The following is a 15,761-nucleotide window of genomic DNA, read 5'->3' as shown; positions in this document are numbered from 1 at the left end:
TCACATGGCCATTTCTTTTGAAAATCGTGTTGCAATTGTAACGGGTGCGGGCGGCGGGCTTGGGCGCACTTATGCCCTCGAACTGGCAGCGCGCGGCGCAAAAGTCGTCGTGAACGATTTCGGTGGCAGCCGCGACGGGACCGGCGGGGCATCGGAGGCAGCCGAAAAGGTCGTTTCGGAAATTCGATCCAAGGGCGGTGTCGCCATTGCCGACGCTGGCAATGTCACGAAGTTCGAAGACATGCAGGCGCTGGCGAAGAGCACGGTCGAAGAATTCGGTCGCATCGATATTCTCATCAACAATGCCGGGATCTTGCGCGACAAGAGCTTTGCGAAGATGGAAATGTCTGATTTTCGCGCCGTGGTTGACGTGCATCTTATTGGCTCGGCCAATGCCAGCCGCGCGGTGTGGGACGTCATGAAAGGCCAGAACTATGGCCGCATCCTGATGACGACCTCCACCTCAGGCGTTTATGGCAATTTTGGTCAGTCCAACTATGGTGCGGCCAAGGCAGGACTCGTCGGCCTGATGAATGTGTTGCATTTTGAAGGCGACAAATACGACATCCATGTCAATGCCATTGCGCCCACGGCTGCAACGCGCATGACCGGTGACGTGCTGGACGAAGAAATGCTGGTGCGCCTCGCACCCGAAAACGTCGTTCCGGCAGCTCTCTTCCTCGTCAGTGAAAAGGCGCCAAGCCGCACAGTGCTTCTGGCAGGTGCGGGAACTGTGGCCCGTATGGCGATTGTAGAAAGTGAAGGGGTTTATCTACCGAAGGGTGAGCGAACACCGGAAGCCGTTGCCGCTGCTTTCACAAAGATCGATGACATGACCAATTTCATCGAGACCGATGCCGGTTTGGCGCATGTGGACCGCATCATCGCGACGTCCCGCGCTAATGAGGTTATCGAATGACGGCGTCAAAACCCCGTCCGAAGGCTGAACCCCGGTCAGCCTATCGGGAGTTCTATGATATGCAGACGCGCTGGAGCGACATGGACATTTATGGCCACGTCAACAATGTCGTCTATATGCAATATTGCGATGCGGCATTGAACCGGTCGCTTATTGCGGCAGGTGCTCTGGAGCTGAATGGCTCCACGCCTATTGGTATCGTTGCACGCAATTCAACGAATTATTTCTCCGAGATTTCCTATCCTGACAATGTCGTTGTCGGGGTTCGCATCGAGCATATCGGCAATACCAGCCTGCTGTGGGGATTTGGCATCTTCAAGGATGGCGAAGAGCTGACCGCTGCTGTAAGTGAATATGTGCATGTCTATGTAGACCGAGACACGCGACGGCCTGTTCCGCTTACCCCGGAACTGAGAGAATTAGCTGAAAGGCTTTACGTTCCAGCGTCAGTGGAGGAGCTCTGATGAGAGAAGCTGTAATCGTATCAACTGCGCGCACACCGATTGGCAAAGCCTATCGCGGAGCTTTCAATGACACGTCTGCGCCAGCGCTGGCTGGCCATGCGATTGCCGCTGCGGTTGAGCGCGCGGGCATCGATGGTGCCGAAGTTGAGGACGTTGTACTTGGTGCTGCGCTTCAGCAAGGCACAACGCACATGAATATCGCTCGCACCTCCTTGTTGCGGGCTGGCCTTCCGGTTTCAGTTCCTGGCCAGTCGATGGATCGACAATGCGCTTCAGGGCTGATGGCTATCGCAACTGCCGCCAAGCAGATCACGGGCGACGGTATGACGATTGCCATCGGCGGCGGCGTAGAGCAGATCTCGCTCGTGCAGAACGACCATATGAACGTCTATCGATGGCGCGACCCTTGGTTGACGGAACATCTGCCTGCTACTTACATGAGCATGATCGAGACGGCGGAGATCGTTTCCGCTCGTTATGGTATATCGCGTGAGGCTCAGGATGAGTATGCGCTTCAATCGCAGCAGCGCACAGCGGCGGCACAGGCAGCAGGCCGCCTGAACGCAGAAATTGTACCGCTTCGCTCTTCCATGCTGGTCAAGGACAAGGCCACGGGCGAGGTTTCCGCGAAAAGCGTTGAGCTAGCGATGGATGAAGGCAATCGCCCCGAAACCACGCTGGAAGGCTTGCGCGGGTTGAAGCCGGTCTTTGCCGGTGGTCAGATGATCGCGCAGGGGAACTATATTACTGCTGGCAACGCCTCACAGCTTTCCGATGGTGCTTCGGCGTCTGTGCTAATGGAAGCAAAGGAAGCAGAAAAGCGGGGTCTTTCTCCGCTCGGTATTTATCGTGGAATGGCGGTCGCCGGATGCGAACCTGACGAAATGGGTATCGGCCCTGTTTATGCCGTACCCAAACTGCTCAAGCAGCATGGCCTTACAGTTGATGATATCGATCTGTGGGAGCTGAACGAAGCCTTCGCAGCGCAGGTACTTTACTGTCGAGACAAGCTCGGCATCGACAATGAAAAACTGAACGTCAGTGGCGGCGCTATTTCGATTGGCCATCCTTATGGAATGTCGGGCGCGCGTATGACCGGGCATGCCCTCATCGAAGGCAAGCGGCGCAATGGACGCTATGTGGTGGTGACCATGTGCGTTGGCGGCGGTATGGGCGCTGCGGGCTTGTTCGAAATATGTTGATTGAAACGAAAAAGGCCGGTTTAACCGGCCTCAGATTGATTACAAACCCCTCGATTTTTGGAAGCAGTCAAAAACGAGGGGTTTTGATTCCGATTTGTTCACGTTCTGAATCTGGGACGTTCCGTGAATCTGAGGTCATTTTGACCCTGCCGGAGGTTTGTCAGCAGCCTGAGGCCGGTTTAACCGGCCTTTTTCATGATGTTGTCAGCGGCGCTGTTAATAAGCGGCTTTATAAATCGCCAAGGCATCCGCCTCAGTGACCTTGCGCGGATTGTTGACCAGAAGGCGGGTCTGTTTCATGGCGTCGCGCGCAAGCAGGGGCAGGTCGTCTTCCGTAATATTCACTTCGCGCAATGTCTGCGGCACGCCGAGCTCACGGCTGAGGTCCGCCAGTTTTTCGACAAAGGCTTCAGCACGGTTTTCTGCCGACACGGTGTTCAGTTCCGGGAAAACATCTGCTGCAATTTCCGCATAAACGTGGCTTGCTTCCGGTAGGTTGAAGCGCAAAACATGCGCAAGCACGAGCGCATTAGACAAGCCATGGGGTACATGGAAATGCCCGCCAATCGGATAGGCGAGGGCATGAACTGCAGCAACCGGAGAATTGGCAAAGGCCTGACCGGCAAGCAGCGAGCCGAGCAGCATGGCGGCGCGTGCGTCGCGGTTACCGCCGTCAAAGACAGCTGTGCGAATATTGGCGCCGAGCAGTTGCAGCGCGTTGCGCGCCAATGAACGTGACAACGGGTTGTTGTTGGCGGAGGCCGAGGCATAGGCCTCGATGGCATGCACCATCGCATCGATACCAGTTGCAGCTGTTACCGCTGGCGGCAAGCCGACAGTCAAATCCGCGTCGAGGATTGCCATGTCCGGCAGCAGCAGTGGAGAGACAACGCCCTTCTTCTCCGATGCGCCAGTGGTGATGATTGAGATCGGTGTGACCTCGGACCCGGTGCCCGCTGTCGTCGGCACCAGAACGAGCGGAAGGCGCGGCCCACGTGCGATATTGACGCCGTAAACGTCGTTGAGTGCTTCGCCGCTCTTTGCGAGCAGAGCTGCAACCTTCGCAACATCCATTGATGAGCCGCCGCCAATGGCGAGAACGCCTGTCGCTTCATGCGCCAAGATGTGATCTTTCAGAGCCAGAACATTGTTTTCTGGCGGGTCGGCCTGCACATCATCAAAGATCGAAACGGCAATGCCTGCCTGTTCCAAAGCGTTTGTGGCCGGGTCCAGAAGCCCGAGTCTACGCAATCCCTTGTCGGTTACGATGACCACGCGCTTGCCCAGCAGATGCCCGGCAATATCAGCGATCTTCGCCAGCCCGCCGGTCTGCAGCACGATGGATAGCGTTGTATTGAAAACGAAATTTTCCATGATGTTCAGGTCTTTCGATTTTGAGAGATCAACCCGCGCGCTTCACATTGAGTTCGCGATCGATCGTATCTCCGGTAATGCCTTCGCTGCGTAGTACATGTTTCTGAATTTTACCGCTCGAGGTTTTTGGAAGAGATTCCAAAATTCGCACATAGCGCGGCACCATGAAGCGTGGCAGACGACCTGCGAGAAACTCCAGCAGTTCCCCCGCAACGATTTCCTGCCCTTCGACAGGAGTTACGGCGATCAGCACTTCATCTTCACTCAATTCGCTCGGCACTGCGATGGCCGCGCACTCTTTGACACTGTCGTGGAAAAGCACTTCAGCTTCCAAGGCGAAGGACGAGATATTTTCGCCGCGCCGCCGAATGACGTCTTTCAGGCGATCTACGAAGAAATAGACGCCATTTTCATCCTTGCGAAAGCTGTCTCCGGTGTGAAACCAACCATTGCGCATCGCTTCGACGGTGGCCTTCGGGTTGTTGTAGTAACCTTTCATCAACGCCCAGGGGCGGTCGGAGCGGATGACCAGTTCACCGGCTGTGCCATCCGGCACTTCGATGTCGTTTTCGTCAACCACACGCAGCTGATACCAGGGGCGTGGCTTTCCCGCTATTCCCTTTTGCGTAATGCCGGGTCCCGCAACAAGCGGGCTGGCGATTTCGGTCATGTTGTAGATGGTCCATGCCTCGACGCCGAATCTTTCCGCAAATAATGGGCCATCCTCGCCGAACGGGGTAATGAAGGCGCGCCGCAGCGGGTGGTTATGATCGTCCGGTGATGTAGGCTGCTTAAGAAGGAAGCTCGCCATGACGCCGAGCAACAGACAATAGGTCGAGTTCGTTTCTCGAACAGCCTGCCAGAAATGCTGAGTTTTGAACTCGCGCATCATGCCGATGGAAAGGCCGCGCGCCAGCATCGCATAGACATAGAGTGTGGAGCCGCAATGGAAGATCGGACCGCAGATCATGCAACGATCCGTTTCATCCACGCAGTCAAAGGCGTCAGGACCCATTGTATAAAGCTGCACATAAGAGGTTACGACACCCTTGGCATTGCCCGTCGTGCCAGATGTGTACATGATGGCAAGCGTGTCCCAAGGCTCAATCGGCTTGTCGAGAACAAGTTCGGTCTCGCTGACTGTTTCCACGTCAGTCAACGGCAGGATTTCTACGCCAGCAATGATGCAGTCTATGGTGCCTTCGACCACCAGAACTTTGCGCAGCTTGCCGGGGGTGATACTCAGCAATCGTTCCACCAGATCGGCGTGAGCAACCATCAGTGGTGCATCCGCGTCGTCCAGAATATGTTCCAGCGGGCGTCCACGTGCTGCAGTGTTGATCGGCACATAGACAGCGCCAATATAGTTGATCGCGAACCAGGTGGTGAGTAGATCCGGGCCGTTGCCCATAAAACAAAGCACGTGATCGCCGCGTTTTACGCCATGGGATTGCAGCGTTGCCGCGCGCTGGCGAACGCGGTCGCGGGTCGTCTTGTAATCCCATTCCGTCGACGGCCAAAAATGCACGAATGGTGCCGTGGGGCGCTCGGCTGCATATTGATCGAGAAGATATCGTAACACGGAATGGTTACGGTTGAGCGCGCGCTGGTCTGGCGTCATGTTCTGAATTCCTCCTGCCCGGCCGCAACTAAACCTTCAAAAGAGGGCAGTTGCAAACCTGTTTGGAATATGCAACATACTCGGTAGTATGTCAAAGCGAAAACATCTGGGAGGATGGAAATGGCCATAGTCGATATCAAGCGCGAGGGACCGATTGCGGTGGCGCGCTATGACCGTGGCGGCAAGGCCAATGCTCTCAATGAAGAATCGATCAAGGCGCTCATACAAGCGGCGGACGAACTATCGGCGGATGACAGTGTTCAGGTCGTTGTTATCGCCGGAACCGAAAGCCGATTTTCCGGTGGCGTTGATTTGAAGGATGAGAACCTGTGGCGCAACGATGCGGACGCTGTCTCTCGCCACACGGCCATGTCGCTCGGCGGCGTCATGTGTGATCGGTGGCGGTTGCTGCCGCAGATCACGATCGCAGCGGTCGAAGGCCCGGCCGTCGGTGGCGGCGGCATTCTGGCGTTGGCAGCCGATTTCCGCGTTATGGCAGAAGGAGCTTTCTTTCAGTTTCCAGAAGTCCGTCTGGGCATGACGCTGGGTTGGGGCGGGCTGCCGCTCCTTTCATCGCTGATCGGTCCGACGCGTGCTAAGCGTGCGCTCTTCGCCAATGAGCGGATCGGCGAACAGGACGCGCTCAATATGGGGCTTTGCGACAAGATTGCGCCTGCGGGTGGTGCGATCGAAACCGCAAAACTCTTCGCGCAGACAATCGCTGAATGCCCGCCTTTAGCCCTGCGGATGACCAAGAGGGCTATTGATCAAGAACACCGCGCCAACTGGGCCGCACCTTATGAAGCCGACCAGTTTTATCTGGCGAGGCTGATTGCAGAAAGCAGCAGTCAGTCGGGTTGACACCGTTATAATTTGGGAGGAGGAAAACATGAAAATGAAATCAATGATGCTGTCGGGTGCTTTTGCAGCGATGATGCTCGCAAGCCCGGCTTTGGCCGAACCCGTTCGACTGGGCGTGCTGACGGATATGTCCGGCATGAATTTCGATCTTGCTGGGGAAGGCTCGGTCGTTGCGGCCAAGATGGCTGTGGAGGACTTCGGTGGCAAGTTGAATGGCGAGGCCATTGAAGTCATCGTCGGCGATCATCAGAACAAGCCGGATATCGGATCCACGCTGGCGCGCAGCTGGATCGATGAGAAGAACGTCAAGGCCATTATCGACGTGCCGACATCGTCGGTCGCAATGGCGGTTCAAGAGATCACGCGTGACAAGGACGTAGCTTTTCTGGCATCGACCGCAGGTTCCTCGGACCTGACTGGCAAGGCCTGCTCGCCAACGACGGCGCAGTGGACCTGGGATACTTATTCACTTGCCAATGGTACCGGTCGCGCCATGACGCAGGAAGGTGGCAAGAAGTGGTACTTCATCACGGTTGACTACACCTTCGGTCATGCCCTCGAACGGGACACGACAGAAGCCGTCAAGGCAAGCGGCGGTGAAGTTGTAGGTTCAGTGCGTCACCCCCGTGAAACCACGGATTTCTCCTCCTTCCTGCTACAGGCGCAAGCGTCGGGCGCTGACGTGATTGCCCTTGCTAACTCCTCGGGCGATACGATGACTGCGCTCAAGCAGGCCAATGAATATGGTATTGCTCAGGGTGGACAGAAGATTGCGGGCATGTTGCTGTTTCTCTCCGACGTCCATAGCGTTGGCCTCGAGACTGCAAAAGGACTGACACTCACCACCGGCTTCTACTGGGATTATGATGACCAGACCCGCGCTTGGTCGAAGCGCTTCGGCGAACGGATGAACGGCAAAATGCCGACAATGGTTCATGCTGGCGTTTACTCGGCGGTCATGAATTATCTCAAGGCTTCGGAAGCAGCGAAGTCCACCAGCGGCAAAGTGGTTCTGGACAAGATGCGCACGATGGATATCAATGACTTCTTCGCCCGCAACGCAAAGCTGCGCGCAGACGGTCGTATGGTACACGACATGTATCTTGTTCAGGTAAAGTCGCCTGAGGAATCCAAAGGTCCGTGGGACTATTATAAAGTTCTGCGCACCATTCCGGGCGACGAAGCGTTCCGTCCGCTCGATAAGGGCGGCTGCCCGCTCGTGACGCAGTAAGAGGCTTTTTGGATGACAGCTTCTGGCAATGTGACGGCTCTGCGTGAAGCAGGGCCGGTAAGCTCGAATTCTTCATCGCAAGCCCCTCAGCGTCCTGTTTTGTCGGCGCGCGGCTTGGGCAAGTCGTTTGGCGGCTTTTATGCGGTGAGGAATGTCGATCTTGATGTGGACCATGCCCGCGTTCATGCGCTGATCGGCCCGAACGGGGCTGGCAAGACGACGGTGTTCAATCTCCTGACCAAGTTTCTCCAGCCGACAAGCGGCGAGATCACGCTTTTGGGCGAAACGATTACCAAGACCGATCCGGCCAAAGTGGCGCGGATGGGACTGGTGCGCTCGTTCCAGATTTCGGCAACCTTCCCGCATCTGACCGTGCTGGAAAACGTCAAGGTGGCGTTGCAGCGCCCGAACGGTCTTGCCACGCAGTTCTGGCGTTCGCTTGCAGCACTGGACCGGCTGGATGCGCAAGCCCTCGCGCTTCTGGAACGCGTCGGCCTTGCCGATGCCCGTCATGCACTGGCCGCCGATCTCTCCTATGGCCGCAAGCGCGCGCTCGAAATCGCCACCACGCTTGCGCTCGATCCCAAAGTCCTGCTGCTCGACGAGCCGATGGCCGGCATGGGCCATGAAGACGTCCACACCATCGCCGCCCTCATTGCCGATGTCGCAAAGGATCGCGCCGTTTTGATGGTGGAACACAATCTCAAGGTGGTGGCCGATATCGCCCACCATGTCACGGTGCTGCAACGCGGCGAGATCCTCGCCTCCGGCAGCTATGCCGACGTCTCGAAGGACGAGCGCGTGCGCACCGCCTATATGGGAACCGAACATGAATAAAGGCCAACCGCTCCTGTCCGTGCGCGGACTGAATGCCTGGTATGGCGAAAGCCATGCCCTGCATGGCGTCGATCTCGACATCTGGCCGGGCGAAACCATCACGCTTCTGGGCCGCAACGGCGTCGGCAAGACCACAACCTTGCGCGCCATCATGGGCATCATCCGCAAGCGCACCGGCACGATCACGCTGGACGGCCGGGATATCATGCGCGTGCCCTTGCATCGCAGCGCCCATGCGGGGCTTGGCTTCGTGCCGGAAGAGCGCGGCATCTTCGCCACGCTCAGCGTGCATGAGAACCTGTTGCTGCCGCGGGTCGTCGCAAAAGGCGAGCAGAGCCTGATGTCGCTCGATGAGATCTATGCGCTGTTCCCGAACCTGCATGAACGGCGCAACAGCCCCGGCACCAAACTGTCGGGCGGCGAGCAGCAGATGCTGGCCATTGCGCGCATCTTGCGCACCGGCGTAAAGGTGCTGCTGCTGGACGAGCCGACGGAAGGTCTGGCGCCTGTCATCGTGCAGCGCATCGGCGATGTGCTGGTGGAACTGAAGAAGCGCGGCATGACCATCCTGCTGGTCGAGCAGAACTTCCGCTTTGCCGCCAAGGTCGCAGACCGCTTCTATCTCATGGATCATGGCGTGGTGACGGAGAACTTCCCGACCGCCGAGCTGCCCGACCGCATGGCGGCCTTGAACGAAGCGCTGGGAGTCTGATGACATGACAATGATTTTTGGAATCCCTTTGCAGGCGCTTCTCGGGCAATTGCTGGTTGGCCTCATCAATGGCTCGTTCTACGCCATGCTGAGCCTTGGCCTTGCCATCATCTTCGGGCTGCTGCGCATCATCAACTTTGCCCATGGCGCACAATATATGCTGGGCGCTTTTGTCGGCTATCTGTTGTTGAGCTGGCTTGGCATCGGCTATTGGCCAGCACTTGTTCTGGCCCCGATCATCGTCGGTCTTGGCGGTGCGATCGTCGAGCGCGTGGCGCTGTCACGGCTTTATAATCTCGATCCGCTCTATGGCCTGCTCTTCACCTTCGGCCTGGCGCTCGTGATCGAAGGCACGTTCCGCTATTATTACGGCGCGGCCGGACAGCCTTATGCGGTGCCGCCATCGCTTGCAGGCGGGCATAATCTCGGCTTCATGTTCCTGCCGAATTATCGCGCCTGGGTGGTCGTGGCTTCGCTGATCATCTGCCTTGGCACCTGGCTTTTGATCGAAAAGACCAAGCTTGGCGCCTATCTGCGCGCCGCCACCGAAAACCCGACACTGGTCAAGGCCTTCGGCATCAATGTGCCGCTGCTTTTGACCTTCACCTATGCGCTGGGTGCAGCGCTTGCAGGTCTTGCCGGCATCATGGCCGCCCCGATCTATCAGGTCAGCCCGCTGATGGGTTCCAACATCATCATCGTGGTCTTTGCCGTGGTGGTGGTCGGCGGCATGGGCTCAATCCTCGGCGCCATCATCACCGGCTATGTGCTGGGGCTGGCCGAAGGGCTCACCAAGGTCTTCTATCCGGAAGCCTCCAGCATCGTCATCTTCGTCATCATGGCTATCGTCCTTCTGGTGCGACCCGCCGGACTGTTCGGGAAGGAGGCCTGATATGGCTGATACCGCTCTTAAAGCAACGGCTGCAAGCCAAGGCACCGCTGCATCCCGCAAGCCTGCGATCAACAGCCTCTCGATCATCGTGCTCGGCATTGCCCTCGTCGGGCTGCTGGCAGCACCCTTCATGGTCTACCCCATCTTCCTGATGAAGATGCTGTGCTTTGCGCTGTTTGCCTCTGCCTTCAACCTTCTGTTGGGCTATACCGGCATTCTGTCCTTCGGCCATGCGGCCTTCTTCGGCGGTGCTGCCTATATCACGGCCCATACGGTGAAAGTCTGGGGTGTCACGCCGGAACTCGGCCTCGTGCTTGGCGTTCTCGCCGCAGCAGCGCTTGGCCTCGTCATCGGTTATCTCGCCATTCGCCGCCAGGGCATCTATTCGACGATGATTACGCTAGCGCTGGCGCAGATGTTCTTCTTCTTCTGCCTGCAAGCCACCTTCACCCATGGCGAGGACGGATTGCAGGGCGTGCCCCGCGGATATCTCTTCGGCATCATCGACCTCAACCAGCCGATGAACATGTATTACTTCGTGCTGGCCGTGTTCGTCCTTGGTGTCTTTATCATCTGGCGCATCATCAACTCGCCCTTCGGCATGATCCTGAAATCGGTGCGCGAGAATGAAAACCGTGCGATCTCGCTCGGTTACTCCGTCAACCGCTACAAGCTTGCAGCCTTCGTCATGTCGGCAGGGCTTGCAGGCCTCGCAGGCGGCTTGAAGGCGCTTGTCTTCCAGTTTGCAACGCTGACCGATGTCGGCTGGCAGATGTCGGGCGAGGTCATCCTGATGACGCTTCTGGGCGGCATCGGAACACTCATAGGCCCCATCGTCGGCGCCGCCTTCGTCGTCGCACTGCAGAACTATCTCGCAACATCCGACTTCCCCGTCACAATCGTAACGGGCCTCATCTTCATGGCATGCGTCCTCCTCTTCCGTAAGGGAATCGTAGGCGAGTTCTATGCATGGCTAGAGCGGAGGAAATGAGCATGAGCGAAGCGTTACCCATATATCGCACAAGCGTTTCGCCGAACTGGATCGACTATAACGGCCATATGGGGGACTACGCCTATGGTATCGTCTTTTCCGATGCGGCGACCGCGTATATGAATCGAATTGGCATCGACGCTGTTTATCGTGCAAAAAACAATGCCACGCTCTACACGCTCGATAGTCGTATCGGGTATTTGAAAGAATGCCATGCCGGTGAAACATTGCAGGTAGAACTGGCCTTGATCGATGCCGATCACAAACGTTTGCATGTATTCATGAGATTGTTCACTGCCGATGGGGAGATATTGGCGCTTTGCGAGCAACTCTTGATGCACGTAAGTCGAGAAGGGGAGCATCCACGAGCAGCAAATCTGCCGAAAGAAGTGCGAGATGTCGTCTTGGCAGATCTCCGATCCTCGAAGTCTGTTGAGAAACCGGAGTGGATTGACAGGCGTATTGGTCTGTCTCAGATCGTCGCCCATGAGACTAAGTTGGATTACCGTTCGTGAATAAAGATTGAGTATTTAAACCGGTTGATTCAAAGCTTCGATTTGGAGGCAGCTTTGGGCGAACGGATAGGTCCGACGGACGATGAGTGGGCGGTGGTTCATCTTCGTCCAGCAAATCAGCTGGCGCGAGCATTGGCTATTCTGTCGGGATTGGACTGGGCAGGGCCACCGGAGGCTGGAGCTGGGGTGCAAACGGCGGCTCGGGCAAGTCGAACAGCAATGGCACAACGCAGGTTAATAGCCTCGCTACCGGGTCCGGCGATATCAACATCGAATCCGGTCGCGACACCAATCTGAAGCATGCGGTAGTCGAGAGTGAGACAATTACCGCCAATGTCGGGCGCGATCTCAACATCAACTCCGTTCCTGATACGGGTGAAAGCTCCAACAAATCGTCTTCGTTCGGTGTCAGCGGCTCATTGAGCGGCGGAACGCCGAAAGTTACCGGTGTGTCGCTGGGCTTCGGAACTGGCTCCGGTGAAACCAACTGGATCAGCGAGCAGTCTGGGCTCGTGTCGAAAGGAGAGATGGATGTTCGCGTCGAGGGCAATACGCATCTTGGTGCCGGAAGGATCATCTCTAAAAGCGGTGATCTGAAGCTCGATACCGGTAGGCTAACCCATGAGGATTTCTCTGGTTCGAAGAAACATGAAGGCTTCGACATTCAGGCCAATATCGACCTGACGCCGAAGAATGTAGATGGCGACAAGCAGCAGCCGGATCAGACGTCACAGCCGCGAACAACATGGCACTTATCAGCTCGACGATACACGTCCGGAAGTGTGTGCCACCGTCGGGACGGGCGAGATCATCATCCGTAACAAGGACAAACAGGCCGAGCTTGAAGCTCGCGCCAGACCAAAGACCTTGCCGCGCTCAGCCGCGATCGTGACAAAGCTTACGAGATCACCAAGGATAGCCAAAGTTCTTGACTGGCAATCACAGACTGGTCTGCTGCCGTCTTTCGTTTTCCGCAAAATCTGTCGATCATCTTTTTAGTAAGCCTTCTACAACATCGCAATCGAGTGCTTCTCTTAATGCTTCAAAACGAATGCAATCTGCGCTTCTGAAAACTTCGATGCCTTCATGGAACTCTCCTTCTCCCCGATAAGGGGTCAGAACAAGAGCTGCTCGAAATCGTACGCTAAGCTTGAACGGAGCGGGAACGCTTGATTGACCGCATTTCAAAAAGGGCATCTATGACCGGACATTCTGGAACCTGATCGCCGGTGCATTGCGCCGCCATATTCGACATGGCCCGCTCCAGACGCCGCAGATCGGCGATTTTCTGACGGATATCTTTCAAATGTTCGATGGTGAGCGCATGGACCTCCCGGCAGGTGTAGGTATGCCCATCGACCAGGCGAAGCAGGCCGCGCAACTCGTCCAGGCTGAAGCCGAGTTCACGGCCGCGCCGCACGAAATGCAGCCGCCTTGCGTGTTCAGTTGTGTAGATACGATAACCCGCTGCGCTGCGGGCGGGCTTCGGCATGACGCCGATTTTCTCGTAATAGCGGATCGTCTCTATGTTGACGCCGCTGCGCTCGGACAGCACGCCGATCGAAAATTCATCATTCTGTGTCATCACATAGCTCGCACAAATCCGTGAAAATTTCTCGCTTGACCCTGTAGTCGCTACAGGCACTAGGGTCACGATAGATCAATTGCGGGAGCATGTGAACGATGATGCAGGATGAAACACGGACGCTGGCAAATACAGTCACAGAGCCAGCCGAAAAGGGTTTTGATCGGGCAGCATTGCTGTCGGTCGGCGGCATCGTTGCGGCACTGGGCGCAGCAACCTGTTGCGTGCTACCCTTTGCCTTGTTCTTCGCTGGCATCAGCGGCGCGTGGATCGGCAATTTGACCGCGTTCGAACCCTACCAGCCTGTGTTTATCACGATCGCGCTCGCCTGCCTCGGCTACGGTTTCTATCTCGTCTATCGCAGGCCGAAGGCGGCTGAATGCGCCGAGGGTTCCTACTGCGCGCGTCCATCATCCCATCGGAACGCCAAGATCGGCCTTTGGGTCGCAACTGTCTTGATCATTATCGCCGTGGGCTTTCCCTACGCCGCCCGCCTTGTCCTCGATGCTTAATCCCAAGGAGAATCTCATGAAAATCCTGCCCCTCATTGCCCTTACTGCGTCCCTGCTGACGGGTGGTCACGCTTTTGCCGCCGAGCAGACCGTAACCTTGAATGTTGCCAATGCCACCTGCGAACTCTGCGGCCCGATTGTGAAGCGGGCGCTCAGCAACGTTCCAGGCGTGCTCGATGTTGATGTATCGGAGGCGACCGGCGCGGCGATCGCGAAGGTGCGCTTTGACGACAGCCAGACGAATGTCGCCGCGCTGATCACCGCAACCACCAATGCTGGCTATCCGTCCGGCGTTTCGCAGTAAGGAGGTTCAGCATGACAGATGGAAAGTTCATCGGCCTTGGCGAAGTCGGGTTTCTCGCCGTCATCTGTTGCGCCGCGCCATTTCTTTTGGTCGCCGCTGGCTCTTTTGGCTTTTCCGCATGGTTCGCAGCGGCCGGCTATGTGCTGATCCCGATCGCTCTCGCCGCGATTGGGGCGTCCGCACTTTATCTTTACCGGCGTCGGCGTTCCGCCTCATCAGCGGATGCCAATTGCTGCTCGATGAATAACAAGACAACAAAGGTGAATTGAATGTGTGAAGCTTGCGACGTTCCAACTTCCAACAAAGGCAACGGCCGTTATGATCTTGTGGTCGTCGGAGCTGGCTCGGCCGGTTTCTCCGCCGCGATCACGGCCGCCGAACTAGGCGCCCAAGTGGCTCTTGTCGGGCATGGCACGATCGGCGGTACATGCGTCAACATCGGCTGCGTGCCCTCGAAAGCCCTGATCCGGGCCACGGAGGCTGTACGTCACGCCAACGATGCGGCTGCCCGGTTTGATGGGATCGAAAGCGGCGCGCGCGTGGTTGATTGGGCCGCTCAGATCGCCCAGAAAGACGCTTTGGTTGCCGGTCTGCGACAGGCGAAATACGCTGATCTGCTGCCGGAGTACAACAATGTGGTCTACCACGAAGGTCCGGCCCGCCTCGTTGACGGCGGTGTCCAGGTCGCGGGCCAGCACATCGGCTCCGAGCGAATTATCATCACCACCGGTGCGCGTCCGGCGTTGCCGGGGATTCCGGGGATCGCTGACGTATCGCCGCTCGACAGCACGACAGCGCTCGCCCTGACCGAGCTGCCACGCTCGATGATAGTGCTTGGCGGCGGCTACATCGGCGTGGAGCTTGCCCAGACTTTCGCACGGGCCGGTGTCGAAGTGACACTCGTGTTCCGCAGCCGGCTTCTGCCGGAGGCTGAACCCGAAATCGGCGCTGCGCTTGCCACCTATCTGGCCGATGAGGGGATTAAAATCGTCAGCGGCATTACCTACGAGTCCGCCCGCAAGACCGATGATGGTGGTGTTGCCCTCGCCATCGCGCGGGACGGACGTCCGGAAATCTTGACTGCCGAGCGGATTCTTGTGGCGACGGGACGCCGCTCGAACACTGAAGCCCTTGGGCTTGCTGAAACCGGTATAGACCTGACACCGGCCGGGGCCATCATCGTTGATGATCGCATGCGCACCTCGAAGGCGGGCGTCTATGCCGCCGGCGATGTAACCGGAAAAGATCAGTTCGTCTACATGGCCGCCTATGGCGCAAAGCTCGCCGCCAAGAACGCATTGAACGGCGACAGCCTGAGTTACGACAACACCGCAATGCCCGCCGTGGTCTTTACCGATCCGCAGGTGGCGAGCGTCGGCATGACCGAAGCGCAGGCGCGGGCTGCCGGACATTCGGTTCGCACCTCCGTCCTTTCCCTCGACAATGTGCCGCGGGCGCTGGCGGCGCGCGACACGCGCGGCCTGATCAAGCTGGTCGCCGACGGGTCAACCCGGAAACTCCTTGGCGCTCACATCCTTGCACCAGAGGGTGCTGACAGCATTCAGACGGCAGCCTTGGCCATCCGCTGCGGCCTGACGATCGATGATCTCTCGGAGACGATCTTTCCATATCTGACGACTGTCGAAGGTTTGAAGCTTGCGGCTCAGACCTTCGACAGGGATGTGAAAAAACTGTCCTGCTGCGCGGGGTGAGGCGAAAGGGAAACGGGTGCCTACTCAAG

The 15,761-nt window shown here is 57.4% G+C and carries 18 protein-coding genes; 15 read left to right on the top strand and 3 right to left on the bottom strand.

Going from position 1 to position 15,761, the window contains the following annotated elements:
- Positions 1 to 4: 4 nt before the first annotated feature.
- Genes FG152_RS23160 through FG152_RS23150 form a run of 3 tightly spaced genes read left to right on the top strand, consistent with a single transcriptional unit; the run spans position 5 to position 2,585 of the window.
- The gene (locus tag FG152_RS23160) at positions 5 to 919 is read left to right on the top strand and encodes an SDR family NAD(P)-dependent oxidoreductase (RefSeq protein WP_498988680.1); all 915 of its coding nucleotides are present in this window, start codon (positions 5 to 7) and stop codon (positions 917 to 919) included.
- Positions 916 to 1,383 (top strand): acyl-CoA thioesterase, encoded by a 468-nt coding sequence (locus FG152_RS23155; RefSeq protein ID WP_498988677.1) that lies wholly within the window; start codon positions 916 to 918, stop codon positions 1,381 to 1,383. Before FG152_RS23160 ends, FG152_RS23155 begins: the two co-directional genes overlap by 4 nt.
- The gene (locus tag FG152_RS23150) at positions 1,383 to 2,585 is read left to right on the top strand and encodes an acetyl-CoA C-acyltransferase (protein ID WP_498988674.1); all 1,203 of its coding nucleotides are present in this window, start codon (positions 1,383 to 1,385) and stop codon (positions 2,583 to 2,585) included. Before FG152_RS23155 ends, FG152_RS23150 begins: the two co-directional genes overlap by 1 nt.
- Before the next feature lie 216 nt (positions 2,586 to 2,801).
- Here the strand turns inward: FG152_RS23150 and FG152_RS23145 are convergent, their stop codons facing one another.
- Together FG152_RS23145 and FG152_RS23140 are read right to left on the bottom strand one after the other, a co-directional pair.
- The gene (locus tag FG152_RS23145) at positions 2,802 to 3,959 is read right to left on the bottom strand and encodes an iron-containing alcohol dehydrogenase (protein WP_498988671.1); all 1,158 of its coding nucleotides are present in this window, start codon (positions 3,957 to 3,959) and stop codon (positions 2,802 to 2,804) included.
- Positions 3,960 to 3,987: 28 nt separating this feature from the next.
- Positions 3,988 to 5,580 carry an AMP-binding protein gene (locus tag FG152_RS23140; RefSeq protein WP_498988668.1) on the bottom strand — a complete coding sequence of 531 codons (1,593 nt, stop codon included), beginning with the start codon at positions 5,578 to 5,580 and terminating at the stop codon, positions 3,988 to 3,990.
- Positions 5,581 to 5,700: 120 nt separating this feature from the next.
- On the opposite strand from FG152_RS23140, the gene FG152_RS23135 reads away from it, so the two are divergent.
- The 8 genes from FG152_RS23135 to FG152_RS23100 all read left to right on the top strand — a co-directional run bounded on the left by FG152_RS23135 (position 5,701) and on the right by FG152_RS23100 (position 12,440).
- Positions 5,701 to 6,441: an enoyl-CoA hydratase/isomerase family protein gene (locus FG152_RS23135; protein WP_498988666.1), complete on the top strand. Its 741-nt coding sequence runs from the start codon at positions 5,701 to 5,703 to the stop codon at positions 6,439 to 6,441.
- A gap of 28 nt (positions 6,442 to 6,469) precedes the next feature.
- The gene (locus FG152_RS23130) at positions 6,470 to 7,672 is read left to right on the top strand and encodes an ABC transporter substrate-binding protein (RefSeq protein WP_498988663.1); all 1,203 of its coding nucleotides are present in this window, start codon (positions 6,470 to 6,472) and stop codon (positions 7,670 to 7,672) included.
- A 12-nt stretch (positions 7,673 to 7,684) separates the two neighbouring features.
- Complete coding sequence (locus tag FG152_RS23125) at positions 7,685 to 8,509, top strand: ABC transporter ATP-binding protein (RefSeq protein ID WP_498988660.1); 825 nt, start codon at positions 7,685 to 7,687, stop codon at positions 8,507 to 8,509.
- Positions 8,502 to 9,221, top strand: a complete 720-nt coding sequence (locus FG152_RS23120; protein WP_498988658.1) for an ABC transporter ATP-binding protein — start codon at positions 8,502 to 8,504, stop codon at positions 9,219 to 9,221. The genes FG152_RS23125 and FG152_RS23120 overlap by 8 nt, the downstream gene beginning before the upstream one ends.
- Before the next feature lie 4 nt (positions 9,222 to 9,225).
- Positions 9,226 to 10,113 (top strand): branched-chain amino acid ABC transporter permease, encoded by an 888-nt coding sequence (locus tag FG152_RS23115; protein ID WP_498988655.1) that lies wholly within the window; start codon positions 9,226 to 9,228, stop codon positions 10,111 to 10,113.
- A 1-nt stretch (position 10,114) separates the two neighbouring features.
- Entirely contained in the window at positions 10,115 to 11,104 is a 990-nt protein-coding gene (locus FG152_RS23110; RefSeq protein WP_498988652.1) for a branched-chain amino acid ABC transporter permease, read from the top strand.
- A 2-nt stretch (positions 11,105 to 11,106) separates the two neighbouring features.
- A complete protein-coding gene (locus FG152_RS23105) occupies positions 11,107 to 11,619 on the top strand; it encodes a thioesterase family protein (protein WP_498988649.1) in 513 nt (170 codons plus the stop codon).
- 86 nt (positions 11,620 to 11,705) lie between these two features.
- A complete protein-coding gene (locus FG152_RS23100) occupies positions 11,706 to 12,440 on the top strand; it encodes a hemagglutinin repeat-containing protein (RefSeq protein WP_498988646.1) in 735 nt (244 codons plus the stop codon).
- Between the two features lie 323 nt (positions 12,441 to 12,763).
- Here the strand turns inward: FG152_RS23100 and FG152_RS23095 are convergent, their stop codons facing one another.
- On the bottom strand, positions 12,764 to 13,204 hold the full coding sequence (locus FG152_RS23095; RefSeq protein WP_023517540.1) for a MerR family transcriptional regulator: 441 nt from the start codon (positions 13,202 to 13,204) through the stop codon (positions 12,764 to 12,766).
- 98 nt (positions 13,205 to 13,302) lie between these two features.
- Between FG152_RS23095 and FG152_RS23090 the strand changes: the two genes are divergently transcribed.
- From FG152_RS23090 to merA, 4 genes are read left to right on the top strand one after another with little or no spacing between them, the layout of a single operon-like run.
- Positions 13,303 to 13,716 (top strand): mercuric transporter MerT family protein, encoded by a 414-nt coding sequence (locus FG152_RS23090; protein ID WP_003501072.1) that lies wholly within the window; start codon positions 13,303 to 13,305, stop codon positions 13,714 to 13,716.
- 16 nt (positions 13,717 to 13,732) lie between these two features.
- Positions 13,733 to 14,020 (top strand): cation transporter, encoded by a 288-nt coding sequence (locus tag FG152_RS23085; protein WP_010661778.1) that lies wholly within the window; start codon positions 13,733 to 13,735, stop codon positions 14,018 to 14,020.
- 11 nt (positions 14,021 to 14,031) lie between these two features.
- Positions 14,032 to 14,289: a mercuric ion transporter MerT gene (gene merT, locus FG152_RS23080; protein WP_023517539.1), complete on the top strand. Its 258-nt coding sequence runs from the start codon at positions 14,032 to 14,034 to the stop codon at positions 14,287 to 14,289.
- Positions 14,290 to 15,732, top strand: coding sequence for a mercury(II) reductase (merA, locus tag FG152_RS23075; protein ID WP_085462631.1), 1,443 nt, complete (start codon positions 14,290 to 14,292; stop codon positions 15,730 to 15,732).
- Positions 15,733 to 15,761 lie beyond the last annotated feature (29 nt).

The sequence above is a fragment of the Ochrobactrum sp. XJ1 genome (genome assembly GCF_024701725.1).
Taxonomy (GTDB): Bacteria; Pseudomonadota; Alphaproteobacteria; order Rhizobiales; family Rhizobiaceae; genus Brucella; species Brucella anthropi.
Note: the sequence above shows the minus strand (reverse complement) of the source record. Positions and strands in the feature narration are given on the sequence as shown.

Bases quoted from the DNA above. Each gene is read 5' to 3' on its own strand.
- FG152_RS23120 (WP_498988658.1), top strand. From the start codon at position 8,502: ATGAATAAAGGCCAACCGCTCCTGTCCGTGCGCGGACTGAATGCCTGG.
- FG152_RS23145 (WP_498988671.1), bottom strand. From the start codon at position 3,959: ATGGAAAATTTCGTTTTCAATACAACGCTATCCATCGTGCTGCAGACC.
- merT (WP_023517539.1), top strand. From the start codon at position 14,032: ATGACAGATGGAAAGTTCATCGGCCTTGGCGAAGTCGGGTTTCTCGCC.
- FG152_RS23115 (WP_498988655.1), top strand. From the start codon at position 9,226: ATGACAATGATTTTTGGAATCCCTTTGCAGGCGCTTCTCGGGCAATTG.
- FG152_RS23130 (WP_498988663.1), top strand. From the start codon at position 6,470: ATGAAAATGAAATCAATGATGCTGTCGGGTGCTTTTGCAGCGATGATG.
- FG152_RS23090 (WP_003501072.1), top strand. From the start codon at position 13,303: ATGATGCAGGATGAAACACGGACGCTGGCAAATACAGTCACAGAGCCA.
- FG152_RS23105 (WP_498988649.1), top strand. From the start codon at position 11,107: ATGAGCGAAGCGTTACCCATATATCGCACAAGCGTTTCGCCGAACTGG.
- FG152_RS23160 (WP_498988680.1), top strand. From the start codon at position 5: ATGGCCATTTCTTTTGAAAATCGTGTTGCAATTGTAACGGGTGCGGGC.
- FG152_RS23085 (WP_010661778.1), top strand. From the start codon at position 13,733: ATGAAAATCCTGCCCCTCATTGCCCTTACTGCGTCCCTGCTGACGGGT.
- FG152_RS23095 (WP_023517540.1), bottom strand. From the start codon at position 13,204: ATGACACAGAATGATGAATTTTCGATCGGCGTGCTGTCCGAGCGCAGC.
- FG152_RS23155 (WP_498988677.1), top strand. From the start codon at position 916: ATGACGGCGTCAAAACCCCGTCCGAAGGCTGAACCCCGGTCAGCCTAT.
- FG152_RS23140 (WP_498988668.1), bottom strand. From the start codon at position 5,580: ATGACGCCAGACCAGCGCGCGCTCAACCGTAACCATTCCGTGTTACGA.
- FG152_RS23135 (WP_498988666.1), top strand. From the start codon at position 5,701: ATGGCCATAGTCGATATCAAGCGCGAGGGACCGATTGCGGTGGCGCGC.
- FG152_RS23125 (WP_498988660.1), top strand. From the start codon at position 7,685: ATGACAGCTTCTGGCAATGTGACGGCTCTGCGTGAAGCAGGGCCGGTA.
- FG152_RS23110 (WP_498988652.1), top strand. From the start codon at position 10,115: ATGGCTGATACCGCTCTTAAAGCAACGGCTGCAAGCCAAGGCACCGCT.
- merA (WP_085462631.1), top strand. From the start codon at position 14,290: ATGTGTGAAGCTTGCGACGTTCCAACTTCCAACAAAGGCAACGGCCGT.
- FG152_RS23150 (WP_498988674.1), top strand. From the start codon at position 1,383: ATGAGAGAAGCTGTAATCGTATCAACTGCGCGCACACCGATTGGCAAA.